This is a genomic window from Paenibacillus sp. FSL F4-0236 (assembly GCF_038000135.1).
Classification (GTDB): domain Bacteria; phylum Bacillota; class Bacilli; order Paenibacillales; family Paenibacillaceae; genus Paenibacillus_AQ.
In genome coordinates this window covers 5,601,449-5,621,127 of the sequence record NZ_JBBOBK010000001.1, presented here as the reverse complement: position 1 = coordinate 5,621,127, position 19,679 = coordinate 5,601,449, and the positions used below count along the sequence as shown (strand labels likewise).

The window sequence follows — 19,679 nt, the reverse complement described above, 5'->3', positions numbered from 1 at the left end:
GCTGATTGCGGGTTTTTGGGTTATTTTGAAACAATAATAAGGTATAGTTGTTAAGTATGTTAAGTATTCACGATATTAGCGAGGTGAACGTTGAAGAAGTGAAGAGGGATAATATGCGTGAGTGCAGCAAAGAAATTTGGAATTCCTTCTTATATTGGTGGGGACGAAGGTCGCTGCAGAGTCGTTTGATTGCTGCCTATGTTTTTATTATTATAGGTCCGTGCTTGCTGGTGTCCGTCTATTTTTATGAGTCTATCAATAGTACCTATTTCCGAGATGCTGTTGAGAAAAATGAGTATTTGCTGCAAATGGAAAAATTGCATATCCACAATCAAATTGAAGCGATGGAGCGGGCAGCACAGATGGCGTATTCTGACTCGGATGTTAAAGACTTTCTTGCGAATGAGACTGAGCCGATGCTTGAAGATTTGGTTGATTTTAATACAAATGTTTATGTGAATATGACACGTATTCAATTTAATAATCCGAATATCGAGCATTTACGGCTGTATTCCAAAAGTAAAACGATGCATGAAATTTGGCCGATTTTATTTCGCGAAGAACGAGTCTCTTCCGAGCCCTGGTACCAGAAAGCACTGCAGTTGGAGGAACAGGAGTACTGGTCTTTTCAAAGGAGTGATCCGGATCTGATGCAGAGATACTTGGGTGCACCGACTGAGAGTTTGCCGAAGGTTTCTTTACTACGTGAGATGAGTCGTCCTGCTGGCAACCATATTGGGATGGTTCAAGTAGATATGATGTTGAACCGCTTTACACCAAAGACATATACCGATGTACGGGATAACCAGACACAAATGTTCCTTGTAGATGGTGAGCTGCAGCTATTTACTCGTCCTGATCAGTCTTTTCTACAGGATAACGAGGAGATGGCTAGTGTTATTACTGAACGATACAAGACCTTCAAGGCTACTGGTGAATGGGATAGTAGTTATACAGCCAACGGTAAATCTTATTTACTTATTAACACACCGCTGGAACGTATTGATGCTTATCTGTTAAATGTGGTCTCAACGGAGGGCGTTTTGAAGGATATCTCCCGTACACGCAACTTTATTATTGGAGCTAACATCGGATTTATTATTTTACTCACGTTGATCGCTTATGTGATGAATGCCTTTATTCTAAAAAATCTGCGCAGATTGACCGAAACGATGAAAAGCGTGCGCAGAGGTGAAGCATATAGTGGCATTACGATTCGGGGTGGGGGAGAAGTCGGTGAGCTTGCCCATCATTTCTCTAAGCTAATGAATACAATTAATAAGTTGGTGGCTCAGGCTGTGAGTAAGCAGGCATTGTCCAAAGAGGCTGAGCTGCGCACGCTGCATAATCAAATAGATGCACATTTTTTGTATAACACACTTGAAAATATTAAAATGCTTGCTGAAATTGAAAATCAGCGAACGATATCAGACGCACTAACTTCGCTCGGTGGAATGATGCGTTATAATTTCAAATGGTCTGGGGAGTATGTGAAGCTTCGCGATGAAGTCCGCCATATTGAGAATTACATTGAAGTAATGAATATTCGTTTTGAGTACCCGGTTAAGCTTGTACTTCATATTGAACCTCGATATTTGGAGCTGGAGGTGCTGAAAATGTCACTGCAGCCTATTGTAGAGAACAGTGTTAAGCATGCTTGGAACGGTGAAAAAGAGAATTTAGAGAACCCGAACATTCATATTCATATTTCGGAAACGGAAGGTGATATTTCCATAGAGCTTCGTGATAATGGTATCGGTCTTACCCCAGAACGTCTAGTTGCTTTAAACGAGGCGATATATGCTAAGGATGAATGTTGTAATTGTGATAGCTCCTGTGAACAGCGGGAAGTAAGCCAGAGAGCAGGGGGCATAGGACTGCGAAATGTACACCAGCGTCTGCAAATCTTTTATGGCGAAGAATACGGGCTTGTAGTACAGAGCGAGGCAGGGAGTTGGACGATGGTACGTCTAAGCTTGCCGAAAGTTCTTTTGACGGGAGAAAAACAACCATGAAGAAATTACTGATCGTTGATGATGAGAAAAATATTCGTGTAGGTCTGAAGATCATGATTGAAAGGGAATTTCCGTCCGCATATTCGATCATAATGGCGAGCAATGGTGCAGAGGCGCTCGAGGTTTTTAAGACAGATGGTGCAGATATTATTATTACGGATATTCGTATGCCGGTAATGGATGGAATTACGCTTTTGGAGCAGCTATCTGTGGAGGTAAGAGGCGAGAAAAAACCAGCAGTGGTGATCCTAAGTGGGTACGATGATTTCGAATATGCTAAATGTGCCATACGTTATCGTGTGAAGGATTATCTACTTAAGCCGATTCGCCGAGATGAGCTGTTCGAAATCCTGCTGCATATCCATAAGGAACAGGAAGAACAGGAGTTCAGCGTCAAGAAAATAGAGCGGGAAGCAGAACAGTTTCGCAAAGAGCTACGCTCCAGCCGTTTACGGGGACTGCTGCAGCAGCAGGAGGTTCAGTTGGAGCCCGAGCAGCAAGAGGAGCTAAATGGTTTGGAGGTTCCTTTTACAGTTGGCGTGCTGAATTACTATTTTAATGATGGGACTCGGATGAAGGCGACAGAAGTTCAAGGGCTGGTCGAACGTTTGATGGGGCCAATCGAAAAGTGTTTTTCAGAAATTATAACGGACTGGGACGGTAAGTTAGTATTAATCGGGACTAGTAGACAGAGCTTTATGGAACTATCCCGTCAAGCTGAAGCTAGAGAAATAACTAGTTTATCGATCGGAATCAGCCGTGAGGGAAAAGGTCTCGAAGAACTTCGTTCCTGTTACAAGGAAGCTTGTCGGGCACTACAATATACTTTTTTGTTTCCGCAAGAAGGATTTTTGGATTACGAGGATGTCAGTCAAGAGCGTCGTAACTTTCCTTTGCCGAAGGAGGCGCTTCGTAAACTGCTCAATATGCTTGGGACAGAACGTGAGAAGGAAATAAAATGCCTGCTGTCTGTTATTTTTCAAACAGAGCATTTGAAGGAACTGGACTTGTCTTATCTCGAGAGTGTCGGGCAGAGTATCAATGAGCAGGTGCTGGATGAAGTATTTCGGCTGTATGGGGAAGCCTCGGTTGAGGTGTTAAAGCTATATCGTACGGTTGGTAACATGTATAACTATCGCCATTTCCATGATTATTATCGTGCGCTTGAGAATTTGCTCCTGAGTGTGAGTGATTACATTGTAGGAGTGCGCTCTGCTCATACGGAACATGCTGATATGGAGGAAGCGTTGAACTATATTGAAACGAACTATGCTCGTCCACTAAATATGGCTATGGTTAGTAACCATGTTTCTTTGAATTATTCTTATTTTAGCGAAGCCTTCAAAGCATATACTGGTGAGAATTTTGTCATTTATTTAAAAAAGGTACGCATCCGTCATGCTAAAGAACTGCTAGCGAAAGAATGTGGCAAGCTTGCTGAGGTTTCGGAGAAAGTAGGTTTTGAGAACAGTAAGCAATTTGCCCGTGTATTCAAAGAGTTGGAAGGGATCTCTCCAGGGGATTATAGAGCCAAAATGCTGTCTGAAGATCTGTCGTAAAAGGCAGGATAAGTAGCTTTAGTATAAATATCATTGCTGTACTGTACCTTGATGGGCGTTAAGGGTGTCGTTAGAAGTGATCCTCCTATATAATGGCAGTGAGAAGCTTTGCTAGGATTAGCAGCAAGAGAGTTTGGAGGAATGAAGGGTGGAAGAAATTCAAGGCAATTTGATTACAGTTCAGACGTTGGCAGAGGACTTTCGGCGACTGGGTGTACAGGCGGGGATGACGATTATACTGCATTCGTCCTTCAAATCACTAGGCCAATGGGTGGCAGGTGGCCCGGTTGCCGTTATTTTGGCGCTTGAGGAGGTCCTTGGAGAGTCAGGTACACTTGTGATGCCCACGCATTCTAGTGATCTGACGGACCCTGCTGGCTGGAGTAACCCACCGGTGCCCGAATCTTGGTGGCAAAGTATCCGTGAGCAGATGCCGGCTTATGATCCAGACCTGACCCCACTGAGGGGGATGGGGGTTATTCCGGATTGCTTCCGTAGACAAAAAGAGGTAAAGCGCAGCGATCACCCCATTCATTCATTTGCGGCTTGGGGCAAGCATAGGGATGAGATTATATATGGTCACTCCCTTGAATACGGTTTGGGGGATGACTCTCCATTAGCTCGTATTTATGATCTGGGGGGAAGTGTGCTGCTGCTAGGCGTTGGAAATCTGAATAATACTTCATTACATCTTGCTGAATGCCGGGCCTTCTATGAAGGAAAGAAGGAAGCCATTGGCGGAGCACCTATACTAGTGGATGGTCATAGACAGTGGGTGGAATTCAAGGAGCTAGATTGGAACTCTGACGATTTCGTTGAACTTGCTGAGCAATTCGGGCAAGAGACAGGGCTCATTACAAATGGTCATATCGCCTCAGCTGCAGCTCAATTGATTCCACAGCGTGAAATTGTAGACTATGCGGTGAACTGGATGGAGCAAAACAGGAAGTAGACTATCTCTGAATTAGGGATTAGGAGGAGAAGCAACGGATGAGTACTACAACGATATATCTAACGCGTCATGGACAGACAGAATGGAATGTGCAGAATCGTATGCAAGGTCATATGGATTCTGCGCTGACGACGCTTGGCGTACAACAGGCGGAATGGTTGAGTCGGGGAATGCAGGCTACAAATCTGGATGTCATTTATGCAAGCTCTAGCCCAAGGGCGCTGCGTACAGCTGAAATTATACGCGGAGAGCGGGATGTTCCGCTGAAGATTTCCGATGCATTTAAAGAAATTGGCATGGGCGTATGGGAAGGTAGAGATTCTGCTGAACTGGCAGCCCAGTATTCAGACCAGCATCGTTATTTCTGGAAGGAACCCGACCGGTTTAAAGTGGAGGGCAGCGAGACCTTCGCAGAGGTGCAGACAAGAACACTGGAGAAGCTTCAGGAAATTCTCACTGCCCATCAGGGTGAGACGATTCTTATCGTAACGCATACGGTAGTGATCAAGCTCTTGATGGCTTATTTTGAGGGCAGAGAGTTGCCTAAGCTATGGGATCTGCCTTACATATATCCAACCTGCTTATCCAGGATTGATTTTACGGATGGCGTGCCGGAGATCCTGCTGCACGGGGATACAAGTCATTATGAAGAGAATGAGGCTGGGATGGAATCCTAGAGGTTATATGAAAAAGAGGCGGTTCCTCGAGTGCATTATGCACCCTAGGAACCGCCTTTTTGTCCTCAGAGCTGTGGGCCTTTATTAATTGATGAACTGAAGAGATTTCAAGGTCTTCTCCAGCATCGTAACGGCTTCAGCACGAGTTGCCAGCTTTTGTGGAGCAAAGGAACCGTCTTTCGCTCCTTGAATGATGCCCTCAGCAGCGATTTCTGCTACTGCTGCTTGGGACCAAGCAGGAATGCTTGCTGCGTCACTGAATTTAGCTAGTGCTGCAGGATCGGCATTTAAGGTTTTGCCCGTGTACTTGATGGCTTTAGCTAATACAGAGGCCATTTCTTGCCGAGTGATCGGGCTACCTGGCTTAAAGCTGCCATCGGTATAACCAGAAATCAATTCGGCTTCTGCAGCAGTGCGAATAGCATCAGCATACCATGCGTTTGGATTTACATCCTTAAAAGTTGTCTCGCCACCCGTTGTCACAAGTCCAAGAGAACGCGTAATTAATGCTGCGAACTCAGCCCGTGTGATCGACTGTGAAGGAGAGAATGTATCGCTATTGGTTCCACTAACGATCAGTTTGGAAGCTAACAGATCAATGGACGCTTTAGCCCAGTGTCCGCTAATATCTCCGAACGTTTTGGAAGATTTAACAACGGTGTAATAGCTGTTGCTGTTCCGTTTAATCGTAACATCTGTTGTTCCATTAGCCTTAGGGGCAAATATCGCAGGCACGAAGGAAATCTTGCCTGTAGCAGGATCGAAGACGACTGCCGTTGCGTTATTTGAATTTAAGGAAGTAGGTACATTGATCGTCCGATTAACATAAGTACTGCCGAAGTTGTTCAGCGGTACACGCTTAGATCCGGCTACTGCTGAAACACTAAATTCGATTACTGGAGCAGCTAAAGTAGCATTACCTAGCTGTGAAGCGATAGCTTGGTTTGTGCTGCTTAGCGTTTTCGAATCCGCTAATAGAATGGATACTGTAATTGTAAAGTCGCTGGTGCCTAATTGAGCGGCAAGCGATACACTGTTTACAACACTGAGCGGCAAGGAATACGAAGCGCCATCAGTAGTAAGGGTAAGAATGGTGTTAGGCTGTGCAGCAGCTTGTTTTACAAGCACACTGCCTGGGAGTTCTACTTGAGCGCCGCCAGTAGTCGCTTTAACCGGAATAACCAGTTCATGTTTACCAGTTGGCAGTTCAGCAAGTTGTTTGGTCAGATCAGCAGCATCAATTGTTGTTACTTGCGGTGCAGCCGTTGGTGCTGTTGTTGCAGTAGGTGTTGGTGCTACTGTTGCTGTTGCTGTTGATGTTGGAACTGTTGGTGATGTTGGCACCGGTGTTGGCACTGGTGTTGGGGTTATCTCCGGCAATGGTGCACCCTTCAGATCCACAATCCGGCCCTCAACAGCGGAAGTGTTCGCAGTGACATTTCCAATCTTCTGAAGATACTTCGTAAATACATCAAAGTCCGGCAGGTACAGTAGATTCACGCGACCTTCTTTATAGGCCTTTTCAAGTGAAGTATAGAAATCTCCACCTTTAGCTGTGAAAGCATTAGTAGCTACTTCATAAGATGCTTTTAGATCTAGAGGAACGTATTTGTCTCCGTTCTTCACTTCGATACGTAATACACGTTCGTTCACAGGCTTCGTAGAGTCATAGTAGAATTTCAACCCTGCAACGTGTGGGAAACGTCCGTCTGCTGCTGGAGTTTTGGAAACCCCATTCTCCATTGCATCCTTAATTTCTTGTCCGGTCAAAGTGATCGTAACCAGATCGTTGTTGAAAGGAAGTACTCCGAGTACTTCACCTTGTGTAATTGGTCCTTCATTGATAGATTCGCGAATACCGCCACCATTTTGCAGGGCGATTACCGCATTAGTGCCAGCTTTCTTGGCTGCAAAAAGCATACCATCGGCAATCAGATTACCAAGGTTAGTTTCCTTTGTACGAACATTATCACGAACGCCGTTTAGAACAACCTCTGAGTTTCCTACTACCTCATTGCTCAGTTCTAGAATACCTGGCTTATAGTCGGTATCCAGGATTTTTTTAGCTTCAGGATCCTCTGCGATAACATAGTTAGCGCCGTTCTTAGCGTCGATGGAGATTAATTGGTCTTTCCAATCTGTCAGTACGCCATCTTTGTTAAATTTAACTTCAAGCTGACCAAGGAAGAGTCCTTTTTCACCAGTTTGTACAATAAGCTTCGGTGCATTAGGATCGCTGTTATCTACAACCGCTTGATCTAATTGCGTATGGCTGTGACCACCGACAATAATATCAATGCCATTAACCGCTTTGGCTAACTTGAGATCCTCTTCGTAGCCAAGGTGTGAGAGAACAATAATCTTGTTAATCTTTTCTTTTTGCAGCATAGCGACAGTTTCTGTTGCCTTCACTACAGCATTCTCAAAAGTTACTTTACCTGGTGAAGCAATGTTGGCAGTATCTTCTGTCGTCAGACCAATGATACCAACCTGTTCTCCGTCAACTTCTTTGATTAGAGCAGGGTAGATGGTTGCCGCATTACCCGAACGACCGATTTCATTGGTAAACATTTTGCTTAGCGTATCATCTGCAGAGAAATTCACATTGGATGAGACAAAAGGGAACTTAGCGTTGCCGATGAATTTGGAAAGCACTTCAGAACTTTCACCATTTTTATCAAATTCATGGTTCCCGAAAGTCATAGCATCATATTGAACCAGATTCATAAAGGTCAGATCTGCTTGACCCAGATACTTGTTGAAGTAGAGTGTTCCGGAGAACACATCACCCGCATCGAGAAGAATAGGGTTTTCTGTAGTCGCCTTAGCATTTTTGATTGCCGTTACACGGCGTAGAATGTTATTTGGTGAGCTTACAGTATCTAGTCCTGCATGCGTATCGTTGGTGTGTAGAACTGTTAATGGGAAGTCTTCAGTTGTCTCCGGCAGTGGTGCACCTTTCAGATCCACAATCCGGCCCTCAACAGCGGAAGTGTTCGCAGTGACAGTTCCAACTTCTTTAAGATACTTCGTAAATACATCAAAGTCCGGCAGATACAGCAGATTCACACGGCCTTCTTTATAGGCCTTCTCAAGGGAAGTATAGAAATCTCCACCTTTAGCTGTGAAAGCATTAGTAGCTACTTCATAAGATGCTTTTAGATCTAGAGGAACGTATTTGTCTCCGTTCTTCACTTCGATACGTAATACACGTTCGTTCACAGGCTTCGTGGAGTCATAATAGAATTTCAACCCTGCAACATGCGGGAAACGTCCGTCTGCTGCTGGAGTTTTGGAAACCCCATTCTCCATTGCATCCTTAATTTCTTGTCCGGTCAAAGTGATCGTAACCAGATCGTTGTTGAAAGGAAGTACTCCGAGTACTTCACCTTGTGTAATCGGTCCTTCATTGATAGATTCGCGAATACCGCCACCATTTTGCAGGGCGATTACCGCATTAGTGCCAGCTTTCTTGGCTGCAAAAAGCATACCATCGGCAATCAGATTACCAAGGTTAGTTTCCTTTGTACGAACATTATCACGAACGCCGTTTAGAACAACCTCTGAGTTTCCTACTACCTCATTGCTCAGTTCTAGAATACCTGGCTTATAGTCGGTATCCAGGATCTTTTTAGCTTCAGGATCTTCTGCGATTACGTAGTTAGCGCCGTTCTTAGCGTCGATGGAGATTAATTGGTCTTTCCAATCTGTCAGTACGCCATCTTTGTTAAATTTAACTTCAAGCTGACCAAGGAAGAGTCCTTTTTCACCAGTTTGTACAATAAGCTTCGGTGCATTAGGATCGCTGTTATCTACAACCGCTTGATCTAATTGCGTATGGCTGTGACCACCGACAATAATATCAATGCCATTAACCGCTTTGGCTAACTTGAGATCCTCTTCGTAGCCAAGGTGTGAGAGAACAATAATCTTGTTAATCTTTTCTTTTTGCAGCATAGCGACAGTTTCTTTTGCCTTCACTACAGCATTCTCAAAAGTCACTTTACCTGGTGAAGCAATGTTCGCTGTATCTTCTGTCGTCAGACCAATGATACCAACCTGTTCGCCGTCTACTTCTTTAATCAGAGCAGGGTAGATGGTTGCCGCATTACCCGATCGACCAATTTCGTTGGTGAACATTTTGCTTAGAATATCATCTGCAGAGAAATTCACATTAGATGAGACAAAAGGGAACTTAGCGTTGCCGATAAATTTGGAAAGGGTATCAGAATCTTTATCAAATTCATGATTACCGAAAGTCATAGCGTCATATTTGACTAGATTCATAAAGGCCAGATCTGCTTGACCCAGATACTTGTTAAAGTACAGTGTTCCGGAGAACACATCACCCGCATCGAGAAGAATAGGGTTTTCTGTAGTCGCCTTAGCATTTTTGATTGCTGTTACACGGCGCAAGATGTTGTTTGGTGAGCTTACAGTATCTAATCCTGCATGCGTATCGTTGGTGTGTAGAACTGTTAATGGAAAATCTTCAGCAGTACTAAAATCAATCTGTGCTACAACCGCATCATGATCGGATACCCGACCTTTCGATGGAGAGAAGTCGGCATTTAGATGGACGACATCTACTTTGGAAGAAGCCGTTAGATTTTTACTGACAAGAATATGATCCAGTACTTGAGAGTTTCCGTCATAGGTGTACGTATACTGCTCATTTAAAGGCAATGTGTCGATCAAATTGTCCAGCTCTGTACCTTTTAAAATAGTTGCAGTTTTAGTGAATTGGAAATCATTCAAATCGCCAAGAGCTACGACGTTGGCTTCAGGATTAGCAGTCAGAACCTCTTTGACAAATCCGTTTACGACCGCCGCAATTTTATGACGTTGTGTTTCACTGGACAATACCGGTGGCTGAACGTTCCCGAAAGGACCATTATCGCCGCCTTTTGAATTGAAATGGTTTGCGATCACGATCACTTTTTCGCCGCCGAAAATAAATTGTGCAGCAAGTGGTTTACGTGAACTAGCAAATGCAGCATTCGTTGGATCAATTCGTCCTGGATTGTAAGTCAGCTTGTCTGTCGCTGCATTATAAGCAACGGATTGCGTAGATGTACCTTTTTGACCGTTTACACTATCCGCAAGCTGTACTCTTGCTGGATTGTACAAGAAGCCTACGCGAATGTTTCCGCCTGGAGCTCCGCCATCCTGATTGTTGACTGGAGCGATGTCTGTGTATTTATATACAGGACCGCCTGCAGTTTCAATAGCCTTAATTAGTTCGTCAACACTTGCTTCAGTGATTCCATTATTGGTTTCACCATTGCTATCCTGCATTTCGACCACGCCGATAATGTCAGGCTTTTTCATATTATTCGTGATGGAGTCGGCAAGTTTCTGGATTTTTGTTGCTCCGACGCCTGGGTAGAAGTTCTCAATGTTGTATGAAGCGATTAATAGCTTGTCCTCATTAACCTCAAGAGTAGTTGTTTCTTGTTTAAAAGTACTTGGGGTAATGGTTGGCAGCTTACCGTTCTCCGGAATTACTTTGAAATTGCCATTGTTGTATCCGATGACTCCTGTAACATCTCCAGCGAACTTATCTCCGGTGATTACTTCTTGACCCGGATTTCCATAAGCAATGATAAGGCGCTGAGGATTGAATTGGTTATATTCTTTTAGAACTAGTCCACCAGCTGGTGTGATGACATCAGGAGTATCATTTTCTACTCTTGTAGGGATGTTATAAAGCATGGAATTTCCGCTACCACTTGTCCAGTAAGGACTAATAATCGTAGGGGTAGGGAGTTTTACAAGCATGCCTTCTAACGATTCATAAAAATCTATGGCATCTTCACTAGGTTCAAAATCAGCCATGCTGTCATTATCAATGATGGAAGAAGGAATAGCTCTTCCACCTTTGCCAAGTACGATAGGTTCAGGCACAGTATAACTAGAAGAGGAATCTACTGTTAGTGATGTCATATTAATTTGAGTGGAGGTTAGATTGCTCGCACTTCCTTCGTTATACTCGGAAACGACTCCATTAACGCGCACTAAATCTCCAACTTTAGGTTTAAGGGATGCATTTGTGCTGTAAACGAAAATACCTTCCGATGTGTTCACATTATTGTCCGGCTGAGGGTCCTGCATAAAGAAACCTCTATAAGCGCCAGTTGCGAATGTGTATCCGTATTGGGTAACGATACCTTCTACGTCAGTAACGTTCTGACCTACATACTCAGAGGCATGAGATTCTCCTTGAATATCATGTATACGAGGGAGATCAGAAGCTTTATAAGCAAAGGTATACACCTTACTTGTCTTGCCATCTGCTACGACAATTGCATTAATGGTAAGATCTTTACTAACTGTAATTGGATCTGAATAAAGCTTGCTTGCTGCTGTCGGTTCAGTTCCATCGGTCGTGTAATGAATTTGTGCTCCAAGGGTAGGGCTGGATAGGGTCACAGCACTTCCTTTAATGATGCGACCTGCACCAGGGCTCGCCATTACAGAAAAAGTTTCTTCCACCAAAGCGTTTTCGTTAAGTGGAATGAATTGATAAGTTGTATTATATTGCTCGATAACCCCAGTGATACTATCAAAGGTTGCACCCTTTACTAGTTTAGGCAGGGTTGAGAAAATTGTGAATTGTTGTCCGCCTTGACTTGCAGTCACTGTATTTCCATTTACATTATCTATAGTGACATTATTCATAGTTACCAGCTGAGCTTCATGGTTTTCTCCGTTCGCTGCAGACAAGTCGGTTGCTGTAATCAATTTAGGTGCGGGTACACCTACATCACTCGCAACGACAGAGTATTGAAGTCCGCTTTGGAGTTTGAGCTCTTGCAGGTTGCTGTAGATATCCATCTCGCCACTAACTGCAACACGATCTCCAACGTTTGCGAACTCTGGGAATCCATAAAGTACGATCCCACCGGTTCCATCCTGAATATACATTTTTGCTGCGTTAATGTGAGTTACGATACCTTCTGTTGAAATATTCTGACCTTTATTACCAAGGCGTGCTGTTGCGACGTCTGTTTTCGTCAGAATCGTGTAGTCAAAAGTTGTTATTGCGCTGTTTGGCATATTCGGTTCTGAAGCATACGCCTTAATCGTAGTGTCCTCAGTTAAGGTGATAGGCCCTGTGTAAGGTTGGAAATCAGTTGAACCACCTGATCCATAAACAGCTGAATAGACGGATGCTCCAACTGTCGGAGAGTTCAGAGAAATTTCAGTGCCTACCGGCCAGGCATTAGCGGCTGGTGAAGCTACTACGGAGCTAGCTGTCTCTGGTGCTTTACCATAACTACTATTGCGTGGACTTGCTGCTTGAACAACAAAATCCGCAACGTTGTTATCCGTATCTAGACCACGGCTATCAGCTGGTGCACCAGCTGCGGCTTTACGAATAGCGGCTGTCGCGTTGGTGAGAGCAGGGGTTGGAGTTCCCTCAACACCTGTAGCTGTACCATAGCCAACTAAATCTATCGTATTATTCGATGGGTCAACCAAGTCGACTTTACCGTTTGTCCCACTCATAGCTAGGATACCTGCGGCATCAGGAGTAGGTAGTGCAGCAGTTCCTCCTGTTCCTGCAGCCTCTTGGACGAGGTAGTATCCATTTGCAGGAATAGTTCCTGTTAATTCTGTTCCGCTGCTAAAGGTTCCAGTTGCGGAAGTATACCGAACTTTCCATCCAGTCAAAACTACTGGTTTGTTGGTAGGATTGTATAATTCAATAAAATCATTCTTAAACTCTGCTCCGCTGTTTCCACCACCGCCATAGACTTGTGAGATAACAACATTGCTATTATCCGGTGCTGCCTCGGCAGTCTGAATAGCTGGTAGCACACTGCCGACAAGCATTAACATTGCCAGTCCACTAGCCCACCATTTCCTTACTCTTGAAGAAATAATCATTTGGATAAGTATTCTCCCCTCAAATCTTTTATTAGAAACCTACTAAATCTTATCATTCAAATGTAAAATGAAAGGTTGGTTTGCATTAATATAAATTAAAGGTTCTATAAATTAAAATAAAAAAATAAAAAGTTATTGTTTTCGCATAAGAATAGGGGCTGAAAATAGTGCATAAATACAATAATCCTTAAAATCTAGTGTTTATTGGATGATGAATAGTCCCATATATAAATTAATTTTTATAGTTGAATTATCAAAGGATTACAAAAAATGTATTCTATACTTGTGTTAAATTTTACATTTGAATAACAATAGAGAAGGAGTTATTGGGCTCGGCTATTCGGGAGGTCTTAGAACAAAAAAATGCCCATTCAGCTTCTTGTTGAGAAGTGAGTAGGCATTATATTTTAAATTTACCTGGATAAAACAGACTACTGTTGTGGAAGTTCTAGCCGCTCTAATCCGTCCATGTATTTGCGCAGCGCCTGAGGGATGTAGATAGAACCATCCTCTTGCTGGTGATTCTCCAGCAGCGGGATCAGAATTCTTGGCGTAGCCACTGCGGTGTTATTTAAGGTGTGGCAGTATTGTAAGCGACCGTCCGCATCCCGATAACGGATGCCCGAACGACGAGCTTGGAAATCGAGTAGATTAGAAGCCGAATGGGTCTCACCGTATGCGCCTCTGCTAGGCATCCATGTCTCGATGTCATACTGCTTATGCGTCTTCAGGGACATATCCCCTGTGCAGACAGCCATGACTCGATAGGGGAGCTCTAAGAGCTGAAGAATGTGCTCGGCATTCGCGAGGATCTCGTGAAGCATATGGTCCGAGACCCCCTCGTCATTTCGGCATAAGACGACTTGCTCGATCTTCGAGAACTGATGTACGCGGTACAGCCCGCGCACATCTCGCCCCGCTGATCCAACTTCACGGCGGAAGCAAGTCGACATTCCGGCTAGTCGCATAGGTGTGTCAAGTTCTACAATCTCATCGCTGTAGAGTGAAACTAGCGACACTTCAGATGTGCCTACCAGCCAGCGATTATCTCCGCTGAGCTCGTACGTCTGATCCATCCCACCCGGGAAGAATCCGGTTCGCTCCAACGCTTCAGGGCGGACAATCACAGGAACATCCATCACGGTGAATCCGCGTGCAGTGAGCACATCTAGGGCTAGTCTCTGTACAGCAAGATGTAACATCAGTCCGACTCCTTTAAGCACATAGCTGCGAGGACCGCCTGCTTTGACGCCACGGGGAATATCAATAATATCGTGGAGTTCACCTAGCTCCACATGATCACGAGGCGCAAAGCTGAATTCCGGCACCGCTCCGTTCAACCGCAGTTCTACATTATCGTTATCATCGTTGCCGATGGGTGTATCCTGCGACACCGGATTCGGTGCGAGCAGCATGAGCTCTCTACAGCGGCGTTCAGCCTCGTTCAGATCTGCTTCCAGCAGGCTCAGCCGATGATTGAGTTCTCGTACCTGTGCCTTGACGATCTCTCCAGCAGGGCGGTCACCCTTACGTAGTAATTGTTCAACTTCTTTAGTTAGCCCATTACGTTCGGCTCTCATTTGTTCTGTTTCTTGTCGCAGGCCCCGGCGCTTCTCATCCCAATCCAGCAATTCATCCAGTGGGAAGTCGATTCTTTTCCAGGTGGCAGTGTTTCTTACAAGTTCCTGATTATCCTTGATCCAGTTCATTTCCAGCATATCGCTCGCTCCTTTTTGTTTAAAAGATAAGAGAGTGTAAGTTTCACACTTCACTTTATCCTTCTATTTCTCGCACAAACACTTACCGTCCTTATAAGGACGCCGAAGGTATTTATGCTTGAAAAAACGCAAAAAACGCCCTCATCCATGGGACGAGGAGCGTCAGCTCGCGGTGCCACCCAGGTTGATCGAATCTCCTTAACAGCAGGAAAGAATTCGACCCTCTTTGGTCTTCGCAGTAACGGGCGAAACCCGGTGAACTTAGGGAGTCATTATAGGCTCCGGTCGCAGACGCCTCACGGTTGGATGCCGGTCATTGGCCTGATTGTTGGATTTAATATTGTTGCTTAGTATATCGCAAGAGTGGGATGAACGCAAGCGTTTATGGTTTGACAATAAGATCTAATCTGCGATAGGATTAATATTAATTTAAAGTATTCCTGTCGGGATAAATATTTGCAGTGTGAGCTGCTTAATAGGATGAAAGAGGTGGAGAAGTGGCTAAAATTGTTGTGATTAACGGAACGCCTTCCTTGGTATCGCGCATCAATGCAGTTATAGAGTATGCGGAGGCAAGCTTAACGGATCAGGGCTTTGAGGTTGAGCGTATTAACGTAGCAGAGCTGCCAGCGGAAGATTTGATTCATACCAAGTTTGAGAGTGATTCTATCGTCAAAGCGAACGGCCTTGTAGCCGAAGCGGATGCGGTAATCGTGGTTAGCCCGGTTTATAAAGCCTCTTATACAGGCGTGCTGAAGACCTTCTTGGATCTAGTTCCACAAAAGGGACTGGCCGGCAAAATCGTACTCCCGCTCTTCATGGGTGGCAGTCTTGCACATCTACTTACGATTGATTATGCTTTGAAACCTGTATTGTCTGTACTCGGTGCACGTTACATTCTTGGTGGAGTGTATGCCGTGGATTCTCAGGTGGTTCGTAATGATCACGGAGTGGTAGAGCTTGCTGAGGAGCTGAAGCTGCGTCTGAATGATGCGTTAGCTGAGCTTGCAGAAGAAACTACACATCGTGTGGAACGCAAGGCTTAAGACTAAGTAGCTAGCATTCTGTTTCGTATGGATTCATACCAACTATATAAGCGTCTCATTCATACCTGATCCAAGGGGTGAAGAGACGCTTTTTGCTATAGTAAAAAGGCCATCTCACTGTGAAAGTAGAGAATGGCCTCTTTTTTATATAGGGTTCGTTATAATCCGGTCTTACAAATCGTCGAATCCGTTATCGTCGCCAACCTTACCGTAGTTACGGGACTTAGCTTCGAAGAAGTCGGTTTTGGTGGCATTAAGCGCATCATCGGAGAAAGGTTTGATCCAAGGCATGCAGTTAACATCAACGCCTTGGTAGGCTTTTTCCATACCCATCAAGGTTAAGCGCTTGTTCGCTGTATATTTGATGTAGTCACTAAGCTCGTTAAGATCAATACCGCGGACATTAGTAAGGGTGTAGTAAGCCCAGTTGGTTTCAAGCTCTACCGCGCGGTCGATCGTACGATACACGTAATCCATGTTCTCTTTAGTGTTCAACTCAGGGAAATCTACAAGCAGCTGCTTAAATACTTCTGCGAAGAAATAGCAGTGCTGATTCTCGTCACGTTGGATATAAGAGATCATTTGGCTGGTCGCCATCATCTTCTGGTCACGGGCCAGATTGTAGAAGAAGGCGAAGGTGCTGTAGAAGAAAATTCCTTCCAAGATGAGATCCGCTACCAGTGCATGGAAAAAGGTCTGTCTCGTAGGGTTATCACGGAACTCTTGATAAATATCAGAGATAAACTGATTGCGTTCCAGCAGGACAGGGTCTTTTTTCCAATATTCAAAAATTTCTTTCTGCTCACTTTCCGACACGATAGAGGAAAGAACATAGGAATAGGATTGGTTATGCACCACTTCTTGTTGTCCGATAATGGCAGAGATAGCTTCTAGAGAAGAGTCAGTAAAATAACGCTTCACGTCGCTTACGAACATCGTCTGCATCGAGTCTAACACGGCGAGTAGAGAGATGTTGATCTTAAATACGCGTTGCTCCTCTGCATCGAGCATAGGGAATTGTTGCGCATCTTTGGACATTGGGATTTCATCCGCGATCCAGTGATTCAGCAGCAGCACCTTGTACAGCTTGTACATATGCGGCATGCGGATATCGTTCCAGTTCAGAATACCGGAGCACTCACCGTCGATGATGCGTGTGGATTGGTTGGGCGCTTCAGTGTTAAAAATCTTTTGTAGTTGCATTTATTTTCCCTCCATTTTTTTGCGCGGGTAATTCGTCTTGTCTGATCTTTAATTAAATTAGGTTGATGAAGTAACGGAGAGAAAGTTTGGAGCTGTAGGAGCGATAGCGTTCGCCTTTATCCTCGGATTTCTACCGCGAAGACGGTATAGATCAAGAAATCTGAGGACAACAGCGGCCGGAAGCCCAAACATTCCTCGCAGTTACGAAATTCATCATCGTTTTTCTATTCAGGGCACTAAGATAATTAGCTAGCGCAAGAATCACACTCTTCTATTGTCAAAGCACGGCTACGCACATAATAAGTTGATTTCAATCCGCCCTTCCAGGCGTTCAGATGCAGCTCAAGGAACTCGGTAGCCTTGATGTCAGGACGAACATACAGGTTGAAGCTTTGGCCTTGATCGACGTGACGCTGACGAGCAGAAGCCATGCGGATCGACCAGTTTTGGTCAATTGTAAACGCAGTTTTATAGTACCAAATCGTCTTGTCGGACAGATCCGGTGCTGGGTTAGCGATCTTGTAAGTTGTTTTCTCTTCATAGGAAAGCAGTTCATACAAAGGATCAATGCTGGCTGTGGAGCCGGCAATAATCGATGTGGAGCCGTTCGGTGCAATCGCGAACATCCATGCGTTACGAACACCGTCTTTAGCCACTTCTTCTTGCAGCTCGCGCCATTGTTCAGTGGTTACATATTTACCTTCTTGTTCACCGCTAACGTAGCCACGTGAAGTAAAGTATGCACCTGTCTCCCAATCGGAACCGGCGAACTTCGGATAACGGCCTTTTTCACGGGCAAGCTCCATGCTCGAACGTACCAACAGGTAGTTGATGTGTTCATACAAATGGTTGTTATATTCTACGGCTTCATCAGATTCCCAACGAATGCCCTTGAGTGCCAATAGGTGATGCAAGCCGAATGTGCCGAGACCCACTGCGCGGTATTGGCTGTTCGTGTATTGTGCTTGCAGAACTTCAATATTATTAATGTCGATTACGTTGTCCAGCATACGTACTTGGATAGGTACAAGTCTTTCCAGCACACCAGCTGGAATCGCACGTGCCAAGTGAATCGAATTCAGGTTGCAGACTACGAAATCGCCAGGGATTTTGGAGATAACAATCCGGGTCTTGCCATCTTTGGTTACTAATTCTTCCTGTTCAATAACGGTAGCGGATTGATTCTGCATAATTTCTGTGCACAGGTTGGAAGAGAAGACCATACCTTGGTGACGGTTCGGGTTCGTCCGGTTAACCGTATCACGGTAGAACATATATGGAGTACCTGTTTCAAGCTGTGATTTCATAATCCGTTTCATGATGTCGATCGCAGGAACGGTAATACGGGACAATTCCAAATTGGCTGTAGCTTCAGCATATTTTTCACGGAAAGTGCCTTTACCAAGCTCTTCATCGTAGAAGTCTTCCAGACCAAGCGGACGACCGTTCTCATCCGTCCAGCCCATAACCTTTTTCACTTCATGTGGGCAGAAGAGGTTCCAGTGGCTGCGTGATTCAACGGCTTCCATGAACAAGTCCGGCAGGGTTACACCGTGGAATACGTCATGTGCACGCATACGCTCGTCACCATTATTTAGTTTAAGATCGAGGAAAGCGAGAATATCTTTATGGAATACATCAAGGTAGACAGCGACAGCACCTTTACGTGTTCCGAGCTGGTCTACACTGACTGCTGTATTGTTCAATTGGCGAATCCAAGGAATTACGCCGGAGCTAGTGTTCTTATGGCCACGGATATCCGAACCACGTGCCCGTACTTTACCAAGGTAGACGCCGATACCGCCACCCATTTTGCTAAGGCGCGCTACGTCTGTATTGGAATCAAAGATACCCTCTAGGGAATCGTCTACCGTATCAATGAAGCAGCTGGATAGCTGTCCAGCGACCTTTTTGCCGGCATTGGACATTGTAGGGGTAGCAGCTGTCATGTAGATGTTGCTCATAGCCCAGTAAGCTTCTTTTACAAGCTCAAGACGTTTCTCAGCTGGTTCACGGTGCATCAGGTACATAGCAATAATCATATAACGTTCTTGTGGAAGCTCCATTACACGGCCGTCAAAATCATGCGCCAAATAACGGTCGGATAGCGTAAGCAGACCGATATAGTCAAACAAAAGATCGCGTGTATAATCGATACACCCACCTAGTTCGATAATTTGTTCTTTGGTGTAATGACTTAGAAGCTCTTCACGATAGATTCCTTTTTTTACGAGATCCGTAATTAGCGGGTACAGCTCACCGTAAGGCTCTTCTGGATAAGCTTTATAGCGGCGATGAACGGCTGCTTTTTTATAAAGGGTAGTCAGAAGGGCACGGGCAGCTGCAAACTTCCAAGTAGGCTCTTCTTTCGTTACAAGCTCTAGAGCACTCATGGTGAAGGCATTGCTAATTTCTTCTCCACTTACGGAGTCACGACGCAGTTTGGAAATTACTCCCCGCAGCAATGTTTCTTTATTTAGTTGATCAAGACCTTCTAAGATACGGTCGGCGTATACGGAAAGGCGCTTCTCATCAAAAGCCAGTTGGCGATTATCTGGTTTTACTACGAATTGTGGCATGGTTATTTCATCCCTTCTTATTTTGGATTAATTTTGA

10 protein-coding genes are annotated in these 19,679 nt (G+C 44.7%); 6 read left to right on the top strand and 4 right to left on the bottom strand.

The genetic code is table 11. From position 1 onward, the window contains the following. Nucleotides 1-113: 113 nt before the first annotated feature. The 4 genes from NSQ29_RS25085 to NSQ29_RS25070 all read left to right on the top strand — a co-directional run bounded on the left by NSQ29_RS25085 (nucleotide 114) and on the right by NSQ29_RS25070 (nucleotide 5,203). Nucleotides 114-2,015 (top strand): cache domain-containing sensor histidine kinase, encoded by a 1,902-nt coding sequence (locus NSQ29_RS25085; RefSeq protein ID WP_341126364.1) that lies wholly within the window; start codon nucleotides 114-116, stop codon nucleotides 2,013-2,015. Continuing rightward, entirely contained in the window at nucleotides 2,012-3,574 is a 1,563-nt protein-coding gene (locus tag NSQ29_RS25080; protein ID WP_340973914.1) for a response regulator, read from the top strand. Before NSQ29_RS25085 ends, NSQ29_RS25080 begins: the two co-directional genes overlap by 4 nt. A 148-nt stretch (nucleotides 3,575-3,722) precedes the next feature. Continuing rightward, entirely contained in the window at nucleotides 3,723-4,526 is an 804-nt protein-coding gene (locus tag NSQ29_RS25075; protein ID WP_076300123.1) for an aminoglycoside N(3)-acetyltransferase, read from the top strand. Between the two features lie 38 nt (nucleotides 4,527-4,564). Continuing rightward, on the top strand, nucleotides 4,565-5,203 hold the full coding sequence (locus NSQ29_RS25070; protein ID WP_076285207.1) for a histidine phosphatase family protein: 639 nt from the start codon (nucleotides 4,565-4,567) through the stop codon (nucleotides 5,201-5,203). Nucleotides 5,204-5,287: 84 nt separating this feature from the next. Here NSQ29_RS25070 and NSQ29_RS25065 read toward each other — a convergent pair whose 3' ends face one another. Further along, complete coding sequence (locus tag NSQ29_RS25065; RefSeq protein WP_341126363.1) at nucleotides 5,288-13,096, bottom strand: 5'-nucleotidase C-terminal domain-containing protein; 7,809 nt, start codon at nucleotides 13,094-13,096, stop codon at nucleotides 5,288-5,290. Nucleotides 13,097-13,527: 431 nt separating this feature from the next. Further along, nucleotides 13,528-14,814, bottom strand: a complete 1,287-nt coding sequence (serS, locus tag NSQ29_RS25060) for a serine--tRNA ligase (protein WP_341126362.1) — start codon at nucleotides 14,812-14,814, stop codon at nucleotides 13,528-13,530. Nucleotides 14,815-14,961: 147 nt separating this feature from the next. Here serS and NSQ29_RS25055 point away from each other — a divergent pair, with 147 nt between their 5' ends. Both NSQ29_RS25055 and ssuE read left to right on the top strand, forming a co-directional pair. After that, nucleotides 14,962-15,165: a hypothetical protein gene (locus tag NSQ29_RS25055; RefSeq protein WP_339268453.1), complete on the top strand. Its 204-nt coding sequence runs from the start codon at nucleotides 14,962-14,964 to the stop codon at nucleotides 15,163-15,165. 146 nt (nucleotides 15,166-15,311) lie between these two features. Beyond that, the gene (gene ssuE / locus NSQ29_RS25050) at nucleotides 15,312-15,860 is read left to right on the top strand and encodes an NADPH-dependent FMN reductase (RefSeq protein ID WP_042184465.1); all 549 of its coding nucleotides are present in this window, start codon (nucleotides 15,312-15,314) and stop codon (nucleotides 15,858-15,860) included. A gap of 171 nt (nucleotides 15,861-16,031) precedes the next feature. Here the strand turns inward: ssuE and NSQ29_RS25045 are convergent, their stop codons facing one another. Together NSQ29_RS25045 and NSQ29_RS25040 are read right to left on the bottom strand one after the other, a co-directional pair. Then, complete coding sequence (locus tag NSQ29_RS25045) at nucleotides 16,032-17,063, bottom strand: ribonucleotide-diphosphate reductase subunit beta (RefSeq protein WP_036682584.1); 1,032 nt, start codon at nucleotides 17,061-17,063, stop codon at nucleotides 16,032-16,034. A gap of 245 nt (nucleotides 17,064-17,308) precedes the next feature. Further along, nucleotides 17,309-19,642: a ribonucleoside-diphosphate reductase subunit alpha gene (locus tag NSQ29_RS25040; protein ID WP_042184468.1), complete on the bottom strand. Its 2,334-nt coding sequence runs from the start codon at nucleotides 19,640-19,642 to the stop codon at nucleotides 17,309-17,311. Nucleotides 19,643-19,679 lie beyond the last annotated feature (37 nt).